The sequence below is a fragment of the Leifsonia psychrotolerans genome, assembly GCF_013410665.1.
Taxonomy (GTDB): Bacteria; Actinomycetota; Actinomycetes; order Actinomycetales; family Microbacteriaceae; genus Cryobacterium; species Cryobacterium psychrotolerans_A.
In genome coordinates this window covers 1,308,163-1,324,283 of sequence record NZ_JACCFM010000001.1, presented here as the reverse complement: position 1 = coordinate 1,324,283, position 16,121 = coordinate 1,308,163, and the positions used below count along the sequence as shown (strand labels likewise).

18 protein-coding genes are annotated in these 16,121 nt (G+C 63.3%); 17 read left to right on the top strand and 1 reads right to left on the bottom strand.

What is annotated here, in order from left to right; all coding sequences use genetic code 11:
• Window positions 1–5 precede the first annotated feature (5 nt).
• The 10 genes from HNR05_RS06205 (at window position 6) to smc (ending at window position 9,307) form a co-directional block, all read left to right on the top strand.
• Window positions 6–578, top strand: a complete 573-nt coding sequence (locus HNR05_RS06205) for a YceD family protein (protein WP_343062486.1) — start codon at window positions 6–8, stop codon at window positions 576–578.
• Window positions 579–580: 2 nt separating this feature from the next.
• Window positions 581–784 carry a 50S ribosomal protein L32 gene (rpmF, locus tag HNR05_RS06200; protein WP_179578234.1) on the top strand — a complete coding sequence of 68 codons (204 nt, stop codon included), beginning with the start codon at window positions 581–583 and terminating at the stop codon, window positions 782–784.
• Window positions 785–808: 24 nt separating this feature from the next.
• Window positions 809–1,525: a ribonuclease III gene (gene rnc / locus HNR05_RS06195; protein ID WP_179578233.1), complete on the top strand. Its 717-nt coding sequence runs from the start codon at window positions 809–811 to the stop codon at window positions 1,523–1,525.
• A complete protein-coding gene (gene mutM / locus HNR05_RS06190) occupies window positions 1,509–2,429 on the top strand; it encodes a bifunctional DNA-formamidopyrimidine glycosylase/DNA-(apurinic or apyrimidinic site) lyase (RefSeq protein ID WP_179578232.1) in 921 nt (306 codons plus the stop codon). Before rnc ends, mutM begins: the two co-directional genes overlap by 17 nt.
• A 73-nt stretch (window positions 2,430–2,502) precedes the next feature.
• Window positions 2,503–3,048 (top strand): hypothetical protein, encoded by a 546-nt coding sequence (locus HNR05_RS06185; RefSeq protein WP_179578231.1) that lies wholly within the window; start codon window positions 2,503–2,505, stop codon window positions 3,046–3,048.
• Window positions 3,049–3,239: 191 nt separating this feature from the next.
• Window positions 3,240–3,398, top strand: coding sequence for a hypothetical protein (locus HNR05_RS17355; RefSeq protein WP_218868823.1), 159 nt, complete (start codon window positions 3,240–3,242; stop codon window positions 3,396–3,398).
• A gap of 181 nt (window positions 3,399–3,579) precedes the next feature.
• Window positions 3,580–3,972: a GntR family transcriptional regulator gene (locus HNR05_RS06180; protein ID WP_218869049.1), complete on the top strand. Its 393-nt coding sequence runs from the start codon at window positions 3,580–3,582 to the stop codon at window positions 3,970–3,972.
• Complete coding sequence (locus HNR05_RS06175) at window positions 3,969–4,880, top strand: ABC transporter ATP-binding protein (protein ID WP_179578230.1); 912 nt, start codon at window positions 3,969–3,971, stop codon at window positions 4,878–4,880. The genes HNR05_RS06180 and HNR05_RS06175 overlap by 4 nt, the downstream gene beginning before the upstream one ends.
• 47 nt (window positions 4,881–4,927) lie before the next feature.
• A complete protein-coding gene (locus tag HNR05_RS06170) occupies window positions 4,928–5,695 on the top strand; it encodes a hypothetical protein (RefSeq protein ID WP_179578229.1) in 768 nt (255 codons plus the stop codon).
• Window positions 5,696–5,773: 78 nt separating this feature from the next.
• A complete protein-coding gene (smc, locus tag HNR05_RS06165; RefSeq protein WP_179578228.1) occupies window positions 5,774–9,307 on the top strand; it encodes a chromosome segregation protein SMC in 3,534 nt (1,177 codons plus the stop codon).
• 18 nt (window positions 9,308–9,325) lie between these two features.
• On the opposite strand, the gene HNR05_RS06160 is transcribed toward smc, so the two are convergent.
• Entirely contained in the window at window positions 9,326–10,717 is a 1,392-nt protein-coding gene (locus HNR05_RS06160) for an FAD-binding protein (RefSeq protein WP_179578227.1), read from the bottom strand.
• A gap of 138 nt (window positions 10,718–10,855) precedes the next feature.
• On the opposite strand from HNR05_RS06160, the gene ftsY reads away from it, so the two are divergent.
• The 7 genes from ftsY (at window position 10,856) to rimM (ending at window position 16,121) form a co-directional block, all read left to right on the top strand.
• Entirely contained in the window at window positions 10,856–11,731 is an 876-nt protein-coding gene (gene ftsY / locus HNR05_RS06155) for a signal recognition particle-docking protein FtsY (RefSeq protein WP_179578226.1), read from the top strand.
• A gap of 9 nt (window positions 11,732–11,740) precedes the next feature.
• The gene (locus HNR05_RS06150) at window positions 11,741–12,244 is read left to right on the top strand and encodes a DUF2004 domain-containing protein (RefSeq protein ID WP_179578225.1); all 504 of its coding nucleotides are present in this window, start codon (window positions 11,741–11,743) and stop codon (window positions 12,242–12,244) included.
• Window positions 12,245–12,283: 39 nt separating this feature from the next.
• A complete protein-coding gene (ffh, locus tag HNR05_RS06145; protein WP_179578224.1) occupies window positions 12,284–13,852 on the top strand; it encodes a signal recognition particle protein in 1,569 nt (522 codons plus the stop codon).
• A 6-nt stretch (window positions 13,853–13,858) separates the two neighbouring features.
• Window positions 13,859–14,653, top strand: a complete 795-nt coding sequence (locus HNR05_RS06140; protein ID WP_179578223.1) for an LLM class F420-dependent oxidoreductase — start codon at window positions 13,859–13,861, stop codon at window positions 14,651–14,653.
• A gap of 207 nt (window positions 14,654–14,860) precedes the next feature.
• Window positions 14,861–15,277, top strand: a complete 417-nt coding sequence (rpsP, locus tag HNR05_RS06135; RefSeq protein WP_179578222.1) for a 30S ribosomal protein S16 — start codon at window positions 14,861–14,863, stop codon at window positions 15,275–15,277.
• 3 nt (window positions 15,278–15,280) lie between these two features.
• Window positions 15,281–15,517: an RNA-binding protein gene (locus tag HNR05_RS06130; RefSeq protein WP_179578221.1), complete on the top strand. Its 237-nt coding sequence runs from the start codon at window positions 15,281–15,283 to the stop codon at window positions 15,515–15,517.
• Between the two features lies 1 nt (window position 15,518).
• Complete coding sequence (gene rimM, locus HNR05_RS06125; RefSeq protein WP_343062482.1) at window positions 15,519–16,121, top strand: ribosome maturation factor RimM; 603 nt, start codon at window positions 15,519–15,521, stop codon at window positions 16,119–16,121.

The following is a 16,121-nucleotide window of genomic DNA, read 5'->3' as shown; positions in this document are numbered from 1 at the left end:
GTTCTGTGAGCAAGTTCATCAAAACGCCGTACAAGATTGAAGTGCGCGACCTTATCAACCGACCGGGCACCATGCACGAACGCCACCTCGACATCGTTGTTCCCGACCAGCTCGGTGAGAGTCTCGTGGCGGTGAAGGCCGGTTCGGTGCTGGCCACAGAGCTGCGCCTTGAGTCGCTCCATGAGGGCATTTTGGTGACCGCAGAGGTCTCCGGAATCGCCGCCGGAGAGTGCGGTCGATGCCTGATTGACGTCGAGTTGCCTGTCCAAGTCGAGATTCAGGATCTTTTCGCGTACTCTTTAGACGAAGCTTTTGAGTTTGAGGTTCAAGATGACCACGTGGATCTTGAACCTCTGATCAGGGATGCGGTGGTTTTATCACTGCCCTTCCAGCCGGTTTGCCGGCCGGACTGCCCCGGTCTCGACATGGAGACTGGGCTGCGGCTTGCCGAATCCCCGGTGCTCGAACCACAAGAAATACGCGATCCTCGGTGGTCAGCGCTTGCGGGATTCCAAGCGTTCGAAGACATTAACGCGGATGAAGACATCAACGTTGAAACAGATAGAGAAGAGAAGTAGTCATGGCAGTTCCGAAGCGCCGGCAGTCACGCAGCAACACCCACTCGCGTCGTTCGCAGTGGAAGGCTGAGGCCCCCACGCTGGTCAAGACCGTTGAAAACGGCAAGGTCACCTACAGCCTCCCGCACCGCGCGAAGGTTGTTGAAGACTCCGCGGGCACCCCGCTGTTCATGGAATACAAGGGCCGCAAGGTCGCCGACGTTTAGTCGACAGATTTCGGTATACCAGTCATGACCGGTATGCGCGCCGAGGGTTCGTCTTTACAGACTGCCCTCGGCGTATCTATTGATCCAGAGATTCTCGAGCTCGCGCTGACCCACCGGTCATACGCGTATGAGCACGGTGGGATCCCCACGAACGAACGCCTGGAGTTTCTCGGTGACTCGATTCTCGGGCAAGCCGTGACCGTCATGCTCTACACGGAGTATCCGCACCTCAGCGAGGGGGACCTGGCAAAGCGGCGGGCCAGCCTCGTGTCGACTGCGGCCCTCGCCCAAGTGGCGCGCGGAATCGGCCTCGGGCCGTACATTCGCCTTGGGCGTGGCGAGACTCTCACGGGCGGCAACGACAAGGCTTCGATTCTTGCCGACACCGTCGAAGCGCTCATCGGTGCCGTCTATCTCGATGCAGGCGTTGACGTCTCGACGGCGTTGGTGCTGCGCCTGATCGCACCGTTACGTGCAGACCCGACACGGTTCGGCGCATCGTTGGATCCGAAGACGGCGCTGCAGGAACTGGCCGCGCACCGGGCAGCCGGTGTACCGGTGTACACCGTCACTGAGAGCGGTCCCGATCACTCCAAGGTGTTTGAGGCGACGGTTGCCGTCGGTGCGCTCGTCACCGCACGTGGTCAGGGAACGAGTAAGAAGCATGCCGAAATGGCCGCGGCGCTCGAGGCCTGCGCCATTCTTGGCCGCAGCGACGAGCCGCGTGCCCGAACTTCCTGAAGTCGAGGTCGTGCGGTCCGGAATCGAGCCGGCGATCACGGATGCCGTGATCGCAGGTGTCGAGGTTCTGGAACCTCGGTCCCTGAAGCGGCATGTGGGGAGTCCCGAATCATTCGTCGCGCTTCTCGAAGGGCAACGTCTGACGGCTGCGGTGCGTCGCGGTAAGTTTCTGTGGCTTCCCTTGGCGTCGAGCCGTGCATTGGTCGTGCACCTCGGAATGAGTGGACAGGTTCTCATGCGCACCCCCGGCGCCGCCGCCGATCGGTTGCTACGCATCAGGCTCCACCTCGATCATCCGACACACGGTGAGCTCTGGCTCAACTTTGTCGATCAACGGATCTTTGGAAGCATGGCCGTCGATACGATGCAGCCCACCGCTGACGGGAGGCCAGCCGGGTTCAGCGGTTCCGCCACGGCAGGAAGCTGGTCGACTCTGATCCCCTCGCAAGTGGCGCACATTGCACGGGATCCGCTGGATCCGGCATTCTCTGACAGCGCGTTCTTCACCGCGTTGGCCCGCAAGAATACGGGCATCAAACGCGCCCTTCTCGATCAGGGCCTGATCAGCGGGGTGGGCAACATCTACGCCGACGAGGCGCTCTTTGCCGCACGCCTGCACTACGCGCGGCCCGCGAATTCACTGTCGCGCGCGAAGATGAAGACGCTGCTTGCGGCGGTGCGCAGCATCCTGCAGAAGGCACTCGCCGAGGGGGGTACGAGTTTCGACGCCCAATACGTGAACGTCAACGGCGAATCCGGCTATTTCTCCCACAGCCTGAATGTTTACGGGCAGCAGGGCAAACCGTGCCCGCGCTGTGGCACCACGCTGGTGCGGGAGTCGTTCATGAACCGCGGCTCGCACTTCTGCCCACGCTGTCAGCGCACGCTTGTGTCGTTCCCGTGAAAACGCTGGCGGGACGGTGCGGTGGGTGCATGGTACGTGCCTTCAGAAGGCATCGTTGCGCTAGGGTTGCGCCGTGACCGCGGCTGACCCCCCAGACCTGAACAACGTACCCAACGTGCTCGACTACTTTGCCACGCAGGAGCCTGAGATCGCGCAGTTCGCACAGCTTTTGCTCACCGATGGGGGGAATGTATTGGCGGCCTGGGGGCCTGTACAGATGGCCGTCTGGCACCTTGACGTGCAGCGCGGCGATTGGATTGTGCGGTTTCACAGCGAGCGGGGCTTCGTTGAGTGGGTGACGGTAGCTCGCGCAGCGAGTCCGTCGCCGCAATGGGATGACTTCCGTCCGATAGGTCTTTCAATCTTTATCTGGGCACGCGCAAACGGGGTACCGTTTCGACTCGATGAACCAGACGACATCGATCACGACCTGGTGGCACATGGACGCGATGCGTTGGACTGGTTGAGTGAGGGTCACGACGAGTCCTTCGAGCAGGTGTACCAGGCGTGGATCGGATATCGCCATGCACGAGGCGGACGTGACGGGGACGCCGTGCGATCCCTTCAGGCTCACGTCCTCGCAACCATGGAAGCCGCAGCAGGGGATTCATCGGACTGACGATGGTTGCATCGTTTCTGCCACCAGGGTGCGGACCGCATCGCGCAGAATCGGAGTGCCCGGGCGAGGTATTTCGCCCACAGCCTGAATGGCTTCGGGCGGCAGGGCGACGGCCGACGTGACGACCAAGATGACGGACTACCGGGTCATCCCCCGTGGGTGAGGCCGGCAGCGGGTACGGTGACGCTCCCGTGCTGGCGATCTGGTCAGACACCACGACGCCAGTGGAGCGTGTGGCCGGAGGGATGATCGGCAACGAGATCGGTCACGAGATCGGTCACGAGATTGGTCGCATGACCTTCAGCCTGAACTCGTTAATCCACGACTGCCCCGTCCCCGGTTTCGGTTGATCCCGCGACACGCCGCACCTTATGCCCGCGACACGCCGCAACCGGCGCGGTCACCGAATCCGGGGACAGTGCGGATGCTGAGCGTTGGGGCGCAGGTGTTGACAAGTGCGCCCGCAGATGGTTGGTTAGTTACATAAGTAATTAACCAGTGAACCTAGGTTCACCCGGAAAGTGGGCCATGTTGATCGAGGAAGGCAAGCCGATCTTCGTTCAGATCGCCGAGCAGATCGAAAACGACATCATCGAGGGAAGCCTCGACGAAGAGGCTCAGGTTCCCTCGACGAACGAGTTTGCAGCCTTCTATCGAATCAACCCCGCCACGGCGGGCAAGGGCGTCAACGTGCTGGTCGAAGAAGGAATCCTCTACAAGAAGCGAGGCATCGGCATGTTCGTGGCAACCGGAGCGAGGCAGAGACTTGTGGGCAAGCGAACCGACGAGTTTCGGGAGCGCTTTCTCCGGCCACTTCTGAGCGAGGCAGCGAAACTCGGGATCGCTCCCGCGCAGGTGGCCGAAATGATTCACACGGACACAATTCACACCGACGAGACTCACAAGGAGGCGGTTACCTCATGACCTATACACCAGTTGCTCCGGCCGTGCGCGTCGCGGGCCTCACGAAGCGGTTTGGCCGTTTTACGGCCATCGACGACGTGAGTTTCGACGTGGAATCGAACAAGATCTATGGTTTGCTCGGGCGCAACGGCGCCGGCAAGACCACCATCATGCAACTGCTCACCGGCCAGCAGTTCGCCTCGGGCGGCCAGGTAAACGTCTTCGGCGAAAACCCGGTGGAGAACGCGTCGGTGTTACAGCGAATCTGCTTCATCAAGGAGAGCCAGAAGTACCCGGACAACTTCAAAGTCAAGCATGTGTTGAAAAGCGCGCCGTGGTTTTTCGCCAACTGGGATGCGCAGCTCGCCGACCGACTCGTCGAAGACTTTCGGGTGCCGGTGAATCGTGAGCTCAAGAAGATCTCTCGCGGCCAGCTCTCGGCCGTCGGAGTCATCGTTGGCCTCGCCTCGCGGGCGCCGCTCACCTTCTTCGATGAGCCGTACCTCGGCCTCGACGCCGTCGCTCGGCAGATCTTCTACGACCGCCTGCTCGAGGACTACGCCGAGCATCCACGCACGATAATTCTCTCCACCCACCTGATCGACGAGGTGAGCAACCTGCTGGAGCACGTTCTCCTGGTCGACGAAGGACGCATTCTTCTCGACGAAGACGCCGAACGGTTGCGGGGCAGCGCGTGCACCATTGTCGGGCGCAACGCGGATGTCGATGCTTTCGTCGCAGGCCGCGAGGTGCTGCACCGCGAGGGCATCGGCGGCCTCGCCTCGGTGACCGTGAACGGCTTGACCGAGGAGGAGCGTCGAAACGCGGCCTCGGTCGGACTCGAACTGGGCCCGGTTTCGCTCCAACAGCTGATCGTACGAAAGACGGTCAGATCGGGCCATTCTGAGGATTGGAACGCCCGCTCATGAACACGACGACCACACCATCCGCTCTGTCCTCACCGTTGGAGACGCCCGTGACGAGACAACACCCGCAGGAAGTACCCCGCACGTCGGTGGCCCGCATCTGGAGCGTCGTGCGGATGCACCTCGTCGACCGCCGCACCTACATCGGAATCCCCTGGCTGATCGTCGCATTCGCTTTCGCTGTCAGCATTATCATCTCGAACATCATCGGCTTCGCGACGGGCGAAGGGCTGAGCGGCGTGGCGGCGACGGAAGGCCAACGCTACAGCTGGGCCGTTCTCGCGCCGCAGTGGTACCTCATCGTCGTGGCCGTGCAATCGATCGCCTTCGGGTTTCCGTTCGCTCTCGGCTTCAGCGTGACCCGCCGTGAGTTCTACCTCGGAACCTCACTGCTTTTTGTGCTGATCTCGGCGTTCAACGCCGCGGCGTTCACGCTGCTCACCCAGATTGAAAGGCTCACGCACGGCTGGGGCCTCGGCACGTACATGTTCAACGCACTCTGGTTCGGGCAGGGGGCCTGGTACGTCGACCTGTTGTCGTTCTTCGTGACACAGCTTCTCGTATTCTTCATCGGCGCCTCCATCGCCACGGTCTATATGCGCTGGCGGATGCCGGGCATGCTGATCTTCTGGATCTCGCTCGCGCTCTTGCTGCTCGGTACTGTCGCCCTGATTACGTACACGAGCAGTTGGCCTGCCGTGATCACGTGGTTTTCGGCACAGGGGACGGCCGGAATCTTCGCCTGGTTACTCATCCCCGCGGTCGTGGCCGCAGCCGGCGGGTTCCTCGCATTGCGAAGAGCCACTCCGAAGAACTAGACGCTTCTGCCGCACCGTGTCGGGTACCGTAGACCCAGCACTGTGACAGCAAGCGGTTGACCGGAGAGGGCGGATGCGTTGTATCTGAAGAGCCTCACCCTCAAGGGGTTCAAATCGTTCGCTCAACCAACGACCTTCGCCTTCGAACCCGGCGTGACCTGCGTCGTCGGACCCAACGGCTCCGGCAAGTCGAACGTGGTCGACGCCCTCGCCTGGGTGATGGGGGAGCAGGGTGCGAAGACCCTCCGCGGCGGCAAGATGGAAGACGTCATTTTCGCCGGCACCTCGACTCGCGGCCCTCTCGGCCGTGCGGCGGTGACCCTCACGATCGACAACAGCGACGGCGCTCTGCCCATCGACTACACAGAAGTCACGATTTCACGCACCCTGTTTCGCAACGGGGGAAGCGAATACGCCATCAACGGGCAGACCTGCCGGCTCCTCGACCTGCAGGAATTACTGAGCGACTCTGGCTTGGGTCGCGAGATGCACGTCATCGTCGGACAGGGGCAGCTCGATGCCGTTCTGCAGGCAAGTCCCGAAGATCGGCGCGGATTCATCGAAGAGGCCGCCGGCATCCTCAAACATCGTCGCCGTAAAGAGAAGACACTGCGCAAGCTCGATGCGATGCAGGCCAACCTGACGCGCTTGAGCGATCTGGCGGGGGAGATTCGTCGGCAACTGAAACCTCTCGGCAAACAAGCGGAGATCGCCCGTGAAGCACAGGGGATCGCGGCTGTTGTGCGTGATGCGCGGGCGCGACTTCTGGCCGACGACGTGCTCACGGTACGCACGGCGCTCGACGCACACGGGCGCACCGAGAGCGAGCGTCACTCGGAGCGCTTGGTGGTGCAGGAACAGCTCGAACAGAAGCAGCTGCGCATTCAACGCCTCGAGCAGGCGCACCGGGGCGACGCCGTCGACCGGGCCCGTCGCACGAGTTTCGGATTGGAATCGGTTCAGGAAAGACTGCGTGGGCTCTACACGCTTGCAAATCAGCGGCTGGCATTGCTCGGTGCCGAAGCCATCGAGCGGGACCACGGCCCGACGATCACCCCGGCGATGGTGCACGAGGCCGAGTCCGAGATCGATCGGTTACGCGCTGCCATCGGCACGGCCGAAGCTGCCTGGGCCGCTGCGCAGTCTGTCAGCGCGCGTGCCCGCGGCGAGCTTGATGCAAGTGACGAGCACATCGCTGCGCAGGCAGCCCTGGTCTCGCAACATGACCTCGACATCTCCACACTGACCGGCCTCGCCAACACTGCGGCGTCCCGGCTCGCCGCCGTGCGCGGCGAGGTGTTGCGTCAGATGCACGCGCTGGATGCTGCGAATGAGCGTCGGCTGCAGGCGCAGGGGCGGGTGGATGCATTGAACGCAGAGGGTGATGGGGAAGCCGCCGATGCCGAGACGGATACCGACTTCGCCGACATTGCCGAGCGCGCCCAGGCCGCCGTCGTCACCGGTGAGGCCGATATCGAACGGCTTCGTGACATCCTGCACTCGCACGAACGCGAGCGTGATGCGCTGGCCGCTCGCCACAGCGCGCTGTCACTGGCACTCGATCAAAAAGACGGTTCCTCGGAGCTGATCGGGGCTGGCCTCGACGGTGTGCAGGGGCTCGTCGCCGAACACGTTCGCGTGCGGCCGGGGTTCGAAGCGGCGATCGCCGCAGCGCTGGGCACTCTGGCCGATGCGGTACTGGTGGAGAACCGTGACGCCGCGTTCGTCGCCATTGAGCATGCCCGTGACGCCGATCTGGGTCGAGTCGACGTGATCGTCGGCGACGCTGGCTCACACGGCTCCGTCGCGATGATCGAGCTTCCCGGAATCGTATCGGCGGGCTCGGTCGTCACCGCTCCCGCGGGTGTTCTCGGAATTCTGGCGTCCATTGTGATCGCCGATGATCTCGCGGCAGCACGGGTGGCTCACGCGCGGTTGGTGGCCGCGGCATCCGCCGGACCAGTCACGGTCATCACGAAAGCCGGTGACGTGCTGAGCGAGTTTGTCTTGCGGGGAGGCACCGGAGCCAAGCGCAGCACGCTCGAACTCGTCGCGGAACGCGAGAGTGCGGCCGAACGGTTGAGCGAGGTCGCGGCTCGGATCGAGAGCGAACGTGTCGAATTCGACGAGTTGCGCGCGCTGCTGCAGGCGCATCGCAGCCAGGCGGCGAGCGCGCGGGCGGCTCAGCGCGACCATGATTCCCGCCGCGCCGCTCACGTCGAGAAGGTCAACCGCGCCACCGTGCAGGTCGAGGCGGCTGCAGCCGAGTGTGAGCGGCTGTCGAGCGCTCACGGTCAGACCGGCGCGGCAGTCATCGAGGCCGAAACGGCAGCGAATGCGGCGCTGGCGACGCTGCGCGCCGCGCAGGCCGTGCCGCGGCCGATCCTCGATGTGAGCTCACGCGACGCCCTGTTCGCCCGACTCGAGACAGCCCGTGAACGTGAGGTTGAAGCGCGGCTTCAGGTCGAGACTGCGCGGGAGCGGGTCAGTGCGGCGGAAGCCCACGCTGCCGCGCTCGCACACCAACGTGACGACGAGCGGGCCGCGGCCGACGATGCGGCCCGGCGGGCGGTGATCCGTCGGCGCCATGTGGATGCCGCCACGGCGGTGGCCACTGCGTTGCCGACACTACTGGCCTCTGTCGACGCAGCGGTCAATGAAGCGCGAGTGAAGCTGAACACGGCAGAAGTCGAGCGCAGCAGCCAGGACGAAGAGCTGCACGCGCTTCGTCGAGCCGAATCAACTCTGCGTGACAGGCTGCAAGCGATCACCGAGAACGTGCACGGGCTCGAACTGCAGATCTACGAGAAGCGGCTGCATCTGTCCAACCTGCTCGAGCGAGCGGGCAGCGAATTGGGTCTGGTCGAAGACGTGCTGATCTCCGAGTACGGCCCCGATTTACTCATCTCGCCGACGAACGAACAGGACCCACCCACCCGTTTTGATCGAACGGAACAGCAGAATCGGCTGGCGATCGCGCAACGCACGCTCGCGCAGCTCGGCCGGGTGAACCCACTCGCGCTCGAAGAGTTCGCGGCGCTCGAGCAGCGACACCTCTTTCTGACGGAGCAACTCACCGATCTCACGAAAACCAGGGCCGATCTGCTGACGATCATCGACGATATCGACGGCACGATGGAGCTCATTTTCGCGAGTGCCTTCGACGACACGAAGGCCGCATTCGCCGAGGTGTTCCCCGTGCTTTTCCCAGGCGGCACCGGAAGCATCTGGCTGACCGATCCGGACTCGATGCTGACGACGGGCATCGACGTGTCGGTCAGGCCGGCCGGCAAGAAGATCGAGCGGCTCTCGCTGCTCTCGGGCGGTGAACGCTCGCTTGCCGCTGTCGCGCTGCTGATCGCAATCTTCAAGGCGCGGCCAAGCCCGTTCTACATCATGGATGAGGTTGAGGCGGCACTCGACGACGCAAACCTCGGGCGGCTGCTCACCATTTTTGAGGACTTGCGTGAGACAAGCCAGCTCATCGTGATCACCCACCAAAAGCGCACAATGGAGATCGCGGATGCGCTCTATGGGGTGTCGATGCGGCACGACGGGGTCTCGGCCGTCGTCGGCCAGCGGGTGGGACGCGATCAGGAACGAGTGTCCTGACCGCGTACCAGCATCGGTCTAGGGGAGGGCCCTGTTGCTGCGGAAGAGGTTGTTCGGGTCGACCCGGCGCTTGATCTCGGCCAACCGAGCCAGTGCGGCGGGGGAGTAGGCATCGGCGAGTTGCGCTCCGTTTCCCAGCATTGATGGAAGGTTTCCGCTGCCCGCACGGCCTCGCATCGCCTGGTCAAAGGGGGCAAACACCGCCTGGCGGTCGATGACGCGTGTGGGGTCCATGATGATCGCTGCAGCGAAGGTGACGAAGCCACCGTCGAGGTGCCCGGCCACACCTCCCGAAGCAGCCTGCGCATCCGCCTGGGCGCCACCCAGCGGCCGCACCTGCAACAACGTGAGACCGGCCGGGGTTGCCGCGCGGAAGGCTGCGATGAGAGCGTGCAGACTCTCGGAATCAAGTGTGGCCCCGACCGCCGACCAGTCCTCGGCGGCGCTCGGTGCTGTGGGTTCGTCAGAGACGGCGCCGAGCTGCGAAGGAATGAACTCACGAGTGAGATCGACGAGGGGCGTGACGGCGGCCAGCAAGGGAGCAAGCAACGTCTGGCCCGCGGTCGCGGTGCCGACGAAGACCACGTCGACCGTTGCCACCGTCTGCCCGCGAAGCGGCGGCGGAACCATTTCGATGTCGGGAAGGTTCATCATGCCCAGGATGATGTTGAGTTCGTTCGGGGCGTCGTCCATCAGGCGGGCGGCCTGATCGAAGACGACCTCGGCCACTGCTCCGGGGAACAGAAGGCGCCCGCCGAAGAGAGTCGGAGCCGGGAACAGCGTGATCTCCAGTGCCGTGACGACGCCAAACAATCCGCCGGCGCCTCGCAGTCCCCAGAGCAGGTCGGGGTCGCTCTCGGCGGTGATGCGCTGCAGAGTGCCGGTCGCATCCACGAGCTCGACGGCCACGATTGAGTGGGCCGCGACGCCATAGGTGCGGCTGAACCAGGAATGCCCGCCGGAGAGCAGATAGCCGGCCACCGTGATGTCCGGGTTGGTGCCGGGCAAGGCGATCAGGCCGGTACCGTCCAGCAGTGGCGCAACGCTGCCCCACTTCACGCCGGCACCGATCCGAGCGGTGCGCGAGTGAGCGTCGATCGTCACCTCATCGAAGGCCGTGGTGCGCACAAGGATGCAGTTCTCCATGCTGCCGTTGGCGCCGTGGCCGTTGGGCTGCACGGTCACGGTGAATCCTTCGGCGGCGGCGACGGCGAGGAGCAACTGCACGTCGGCGATAGTACGCGGGTAGGCGACAGCGGCAGGGCGCTGATCGACCGCGAGATTCCACGGGCGACGGGCTGCATCCCAGCCCTCCTCGCCCGGCCGGATGAAGGCGCGACCGAGTTGATCGGCCACGGTCGCCAAAGCGGCCTCTGATCTGGTTGATTCTTCTTCTGACAGCTGCGTCACAGCGAGGCCCTTCAGGGAGTGGTTGGCGGTGCCGAGTGGTTCAGTGCACAGGTTATCGACTCGCCTCGGGTCCCGCCACACAACGCCCGCCACCGTGCGCCATCCGGGAAGAGCTGGACGGCACCGTAGGCTAGACGCATGGCAGATCGCACCCCCTGGTCACTTTCCGGCGCCCTTCGCGGCATGTTCGCGAAGAAGACAATCGACGCTGAGACGTGGGACGATTTGGAAGACGCGCTCATCACAGCCGACTTCGGGCCGGCAATCACCGAGGCGATTGTGGCCGATCTGCGTGCGAAAGTCTCGAAATACAACACGACAGACCCGAAGGATCTGCAGCGGATGCTGCGTGAGGGCATCGAAGAACGCCTTGCCCGCCTCGATTCCACGCTCACTCTCAGTGATCGTCCTGCCGTCGTGCTCGTCGTCGGGGTCAATGGGGTCGGCAAGACCACGACCATCGGTAAGTTTGCGAAGTTTCTGCGCAATCACGGACGGACTGTGCTGATCGGGGCCGCCGACACGTTCCGTGCCGCCGCCGTCGAGCAGCTGGCTACCTGGGCCGACCGGGCCGGTGCCGAGATCGTCAAGCCGCAGGCGCAAGGTCAGGACCCAGCATCCGTCGCGTTTCAAACGGTTGAGCGGGCCAAAGCAGAGAATTTTGAAATCGTCATTATCGACACGGCCGGGCGCTTGCAGACGAAGGGCGGGCTCATGGATGAGCTCACCAAGATTCGTCGGGTGCTCGAAAAGCAGGCACCGATTGCCGAGGTGCTGTTAGTGCTCGACGCGACGACGGGGCAAAACGGACTGGCGCAGGCCGAAGCATTCATCGCACACGCCGGCGTGACGGGACTGGTTCTGACCAAGCTCGACGGTTCCGCAAAGGGCGGCTTTGTTCTCGCAGTTCAGGAGAAGACCGGCATCCCGATCAAATTGGTGGGTCAGGGTGAGGGAATCAACGACCTCACCGGCTTTACCCCTCACGTCTTCGCACAAAATCTCGTCGGATAGGACCCCACCATGACCATCGAACATGACTTCTTCGGCGTACTCGGCAGCGACGGTGCCGGGGAGATGTATTGGTCTGAGGTGACGGAACTGGGCGACCAGAACGTCGACATCACCCTCAGCGCACCGGATGAGGATTCGGTGAAGCCGGAGTCGCTCGACATCGCGGCCGCCATGGTCAACGCGATTGAAGATCTCGACACTCAGGTGCGGGAGTCGCTCGTCGCCGAACTCAGTTCCGAGGGATCGACGACGGCGCAGTTCATCGAGCAGTCCATCGACGACCTCGGTCCCGAAGCGCTCGGTGACGCCGTGATCTGGGATTCGGGTGATCAGCAGATCGATTTTTTGCGCTCACTACGGCTGCAACGGGTGGGCTTCTACCCGCACCACGGCGGCAGCGACGAGCACTTCGCATTGCTCGACTATTCGATCGCACCGCACGAGACCGACACCCTTCTCATCATCGCGATCGACATCAACGGCGACACCGTGACGATCTCCATCGACGACTGAACGTTCAACACTCCTCACTGCGGTTAAACTAGAGCCACAATGGCTACTTTTGGAAACCTCTCAGAACGCCTCGCCGAGACCTTTAAGAATCTCCGCACCAAAGGCAAATTGTCGGCAGCGGATGTCGACGGCACCGTTCGCGAAATCCGTCGCGCTCTTCTCGACGCCGACGTGGCGTTGGCCGTCGTCAAAGACTTCACAGGCAAGGTTCGTGAACGTGCCCTCGGTGATGAGGTCAATAAGGCGCTGAATCCGGCCCAGCAGGTCGTTCAGATCGTCAATGAGGAGCTGATCCAGATCCTCGGTGGCACGCAGCGTCGCCTGGAATTCGCGAAGAAGCCGCCGACCATCATCATGCTGGCCGGTCTGCAGGGTGCGGGTAAGACGACCCTCGCGGGCAAACTGGCGAAGTCACTGGCCAAAGACGGCCATACGCCTCTCCTCGTCGCGGCCGACCTCCAACGACCCAACGCCGTCACCCAGCTGCAGGTCGTGGGCGATCAGGCCGGCGTGCCGGTCTACGCGCCCGAGCCGGGCAACGGCGTGGGCAACCCCGTGAAGGTGGCGCGCGATGCGGTGAAGTTTGCGTCGCAGAAGTTGTATGACGTTGTCATCGTTGACACCGCCGGACGCCTCGGCGTCGACGCCGAGCTGATGAAGCAGGCCGCCGACATCCGTAAGGCCATTGACCCCGACGAGGTGCTCTTCGTCATCGACGCCATGATCGGTCAGGATGCCGTGGCAACGGCCAAGGCGTTCCAGGACGGTGTCGACTTCACCGGTGTCGTCTTGACCAAGCTCGACGGTGATGCCCGCGGTGGCGCCGCACTGTCGGTGGCGTCGATCACCGGGCGCCCCATCATGTTCGCCTCGACGGGCGAAGGCCTTGACGACTTCGAACCGTTCCACCCCGACCGTATGGCCAGCCGCATCCTCGACCTCGGTGACATCCTCACCCTGATCGAGCAGGCGCAGGGTGCTTTTGACGAGGATGAAGCCCGTAAGGTCGCCGAGAAGTTCGCGACCGACAGCTTCACTCTCGACGACTTCCTCGGCCAGATGCAGCAGCTGCGCAACATGGGTTCGATCAAGAAGATGATGGGCATGCTGCCCGGTGCCGGCGCCATGAAGGCGCAGCTTGACAACTTCGATGAGCGTGAGATCGTGCGCACCGAGGCGATCATCCAGTCGATGACGAAGGCTGAGCGGGTCACCCCGAAGCTGCTCAACGGCTCGCGGCGCCTGCGCATTGCGCGTGGTTCAGGCTCGAGCGTCACCGAGGTCAACCAGCTGGTGGCGCGCTTCGAACAGGCCGCAAAGATGATGAAGACCGTCGCCAAGGGGGGTGTGCCGAACATCCCCGGCATGGGACCGATCCCCGGCGCCGGCTTCGGTGGCGGGCGTGGCAAGCAGGTGGCGAAAAAGAAGGGCTCGAAGTCGGGTAACCCGGCCAAGCGTGCCGCCGAAAATGCGGCACTCGCGTCCGGCGAGAAGTCGGTCGCCGCCGGCGACGGTTCAGGCGGGTCAGGATTCGGGCTCGGTGGCGGAGCGAAGGGTGGCCCGACCGAAGACGAGATGGCTGCCCTGCAGAAGATGCTCGGACGTTAGCTCAGCATGACAATTCGTCGAGACCCTCGCCCGGTGCGCTTGGGCGTGCAGATCGCCCCGCAGCACGCCTCCTACGCCACGATCAGGACAGCCGTCGCCGGCGTTGAGGCGCTCGGTGTCGATGTGGTGTTCAACTGGGATCATTTCTTTCCGCTGTCGGGTGAGCCGGATGGGCTGCATTTCGAGTCGTGGTCGCTCCTGGCCGCCTGGGCCGAGCAGACGACGACGATTCAGCTCGGTGCTCTGGTGAACTGCAACAGCTACCGCAACGCCGACCTGCAGGCCGACATGGCCCGCACTATCGATCACATCAGCGGCGGGCGCTTCCTCTTCGGCACGGGAGCCGGCTGGTTCGAGCGCGACTACGACGAATACGGCTACGAGTTCGGTACCCCCGGAACGCGGCTCGACGCGCTCGAATCCGACCTGCAGCGCATCGAAGCCCGCTGGGCGCGGCTCAACCCGCCGCCAACCCGCGACATCCCGATTCTGATCGGCGGAGGCGGCGAGAAGAAAACGCTGCGCATCGTGGCCAAGCACGCCGACATCTGGCACTCGTTCTCGACCCCGGACGTGATGAAGCACAAACTCGGAGTGCTCGACGGCTGGTGCGCGAAGGTCGGTCGTGACATGAGCGATATCGAGATCTCCACCGAGTTGCGCTCACGCACGACCGACGAAGCAGACGCCCTCTACGACCTCGGTACCCGACTCTTCACGCTGGGGCTGTCGGGACCCCACTATGACCTCTCCCCGGTTGTGGACTGGCTGGCCTGGCGCGACAGCAAGAACGCATCCTGAGTTCCACGCCGTCGAACCTGAACATTCGTTCAGAGGGTTGTGCTGCGTCGATTATCGGAATGCGCGGGGATCTGACAGAATGGTGAGTCGAGTGCTCCGTAACCCGACCCTCTAATCAGGTGAAGAGACTCCCATTGAGCTTCTGCCGAGTGTGCCCCCACGCTCACGGCGTTCAGTTCGCCAAATTATCAACATCACAGGAGAATTGTGGCTGTCAAAATCCGTCTGAAGCGTCTGGGAAAGATCCGCGCTCCGTACTACCGCATCGTTGTCGCCGACTCGCGTACCAAGCGCGATGGCCGTGTCATCGAAGAGATCGGTCAGTACCACCCGACCGAAGAGCCCTCGGTTATCAAGGTCGACTCTGAGCGCGCCCTCTACTGGCTGGGCGTCGGCGCGCAGCCGACCGAGCAGGTTGAGGCACTGCTGAAGCTGACCGGCGACTGGGGCACCTTCAAGGGTGACAAGAACGCCGTGAACACCGTTCGCGTCAAGGAGCCCAAGGTTGCCTTCGTCGCCGACGAGAAGAAGAAGCCGGTCCTGAAGCCGAAGGCTGAGAAGCCCGCGGCCAAGGTTGAGGCTCCTGCCGAGGCAGCAGAGAACACCACCGAGGACGAGGCGTAAATTTTGCTCGCTCCCGCACTTGAGCACCTCGTCAAGGGGATCGTCGATCACCCGGACGATGTGCACGTTGCTGCAAAAAACTCCCCCCGCGGCGATGTTCTCGAGGTTCGTGTGAACCCCGAGGACCTCGGTCGGGTCATCGGCCGCTCGGGTCGCACCGCGAAGGCGTTGCGCACCCTGGTGGCTGCACTGGCCGACGGCAAGCGTGTTCGTGTCGACGTCGTCGACACCGACTTCTAAAGTGAACGAGAACACGCCTCCACGCACCCAGCTTCGGGTGGGGCGCCTCACCAAGGCCCATGGCTTGAAGGGTGCGATCAAGCTGGAAATGTTCACGGATGATCCGGGGCGTCGTTTCGTCCCGGGCGCCCGGTTCACTCTTCAGGTGCCGAGCGGTTCGCCGTGGCACGGCAAAACCCTTGAACTCGTCGAACTGCGCTGGTACAACCAGCAGCCGGTCGGCTTTTTCAAGGATGTGCCGGATCGCACTGCCGCTGAAAGCCTGGCCAAAGCGATTCTCTGGATCGAGCAGGATGCGGCAGAAGCATCTGATGAGGAAGACGCCTGGTACGACCACCAACTGGTCGGACTCGCGGTTGTGCGCGACGGGGTGCAGGTCGGAACGATTGCACGTCTCGACCACATGCCCGCTCAAGATCTGCTGATCGTCAAGACGCCCGCGGGCGACGTCATGGTTCCGTTCGTGAAAGCGATCGTTCCGTCCGTCGACATCGCGTCCGGCATCGTAACCGTCACGCCTCCGACAGGATTGTTCGAAGAGCTTCCCGACGAGCCGGACGACGCGCCTTCCGAGGCCGCTCCGTCTGACGAAGCGACCGAATAG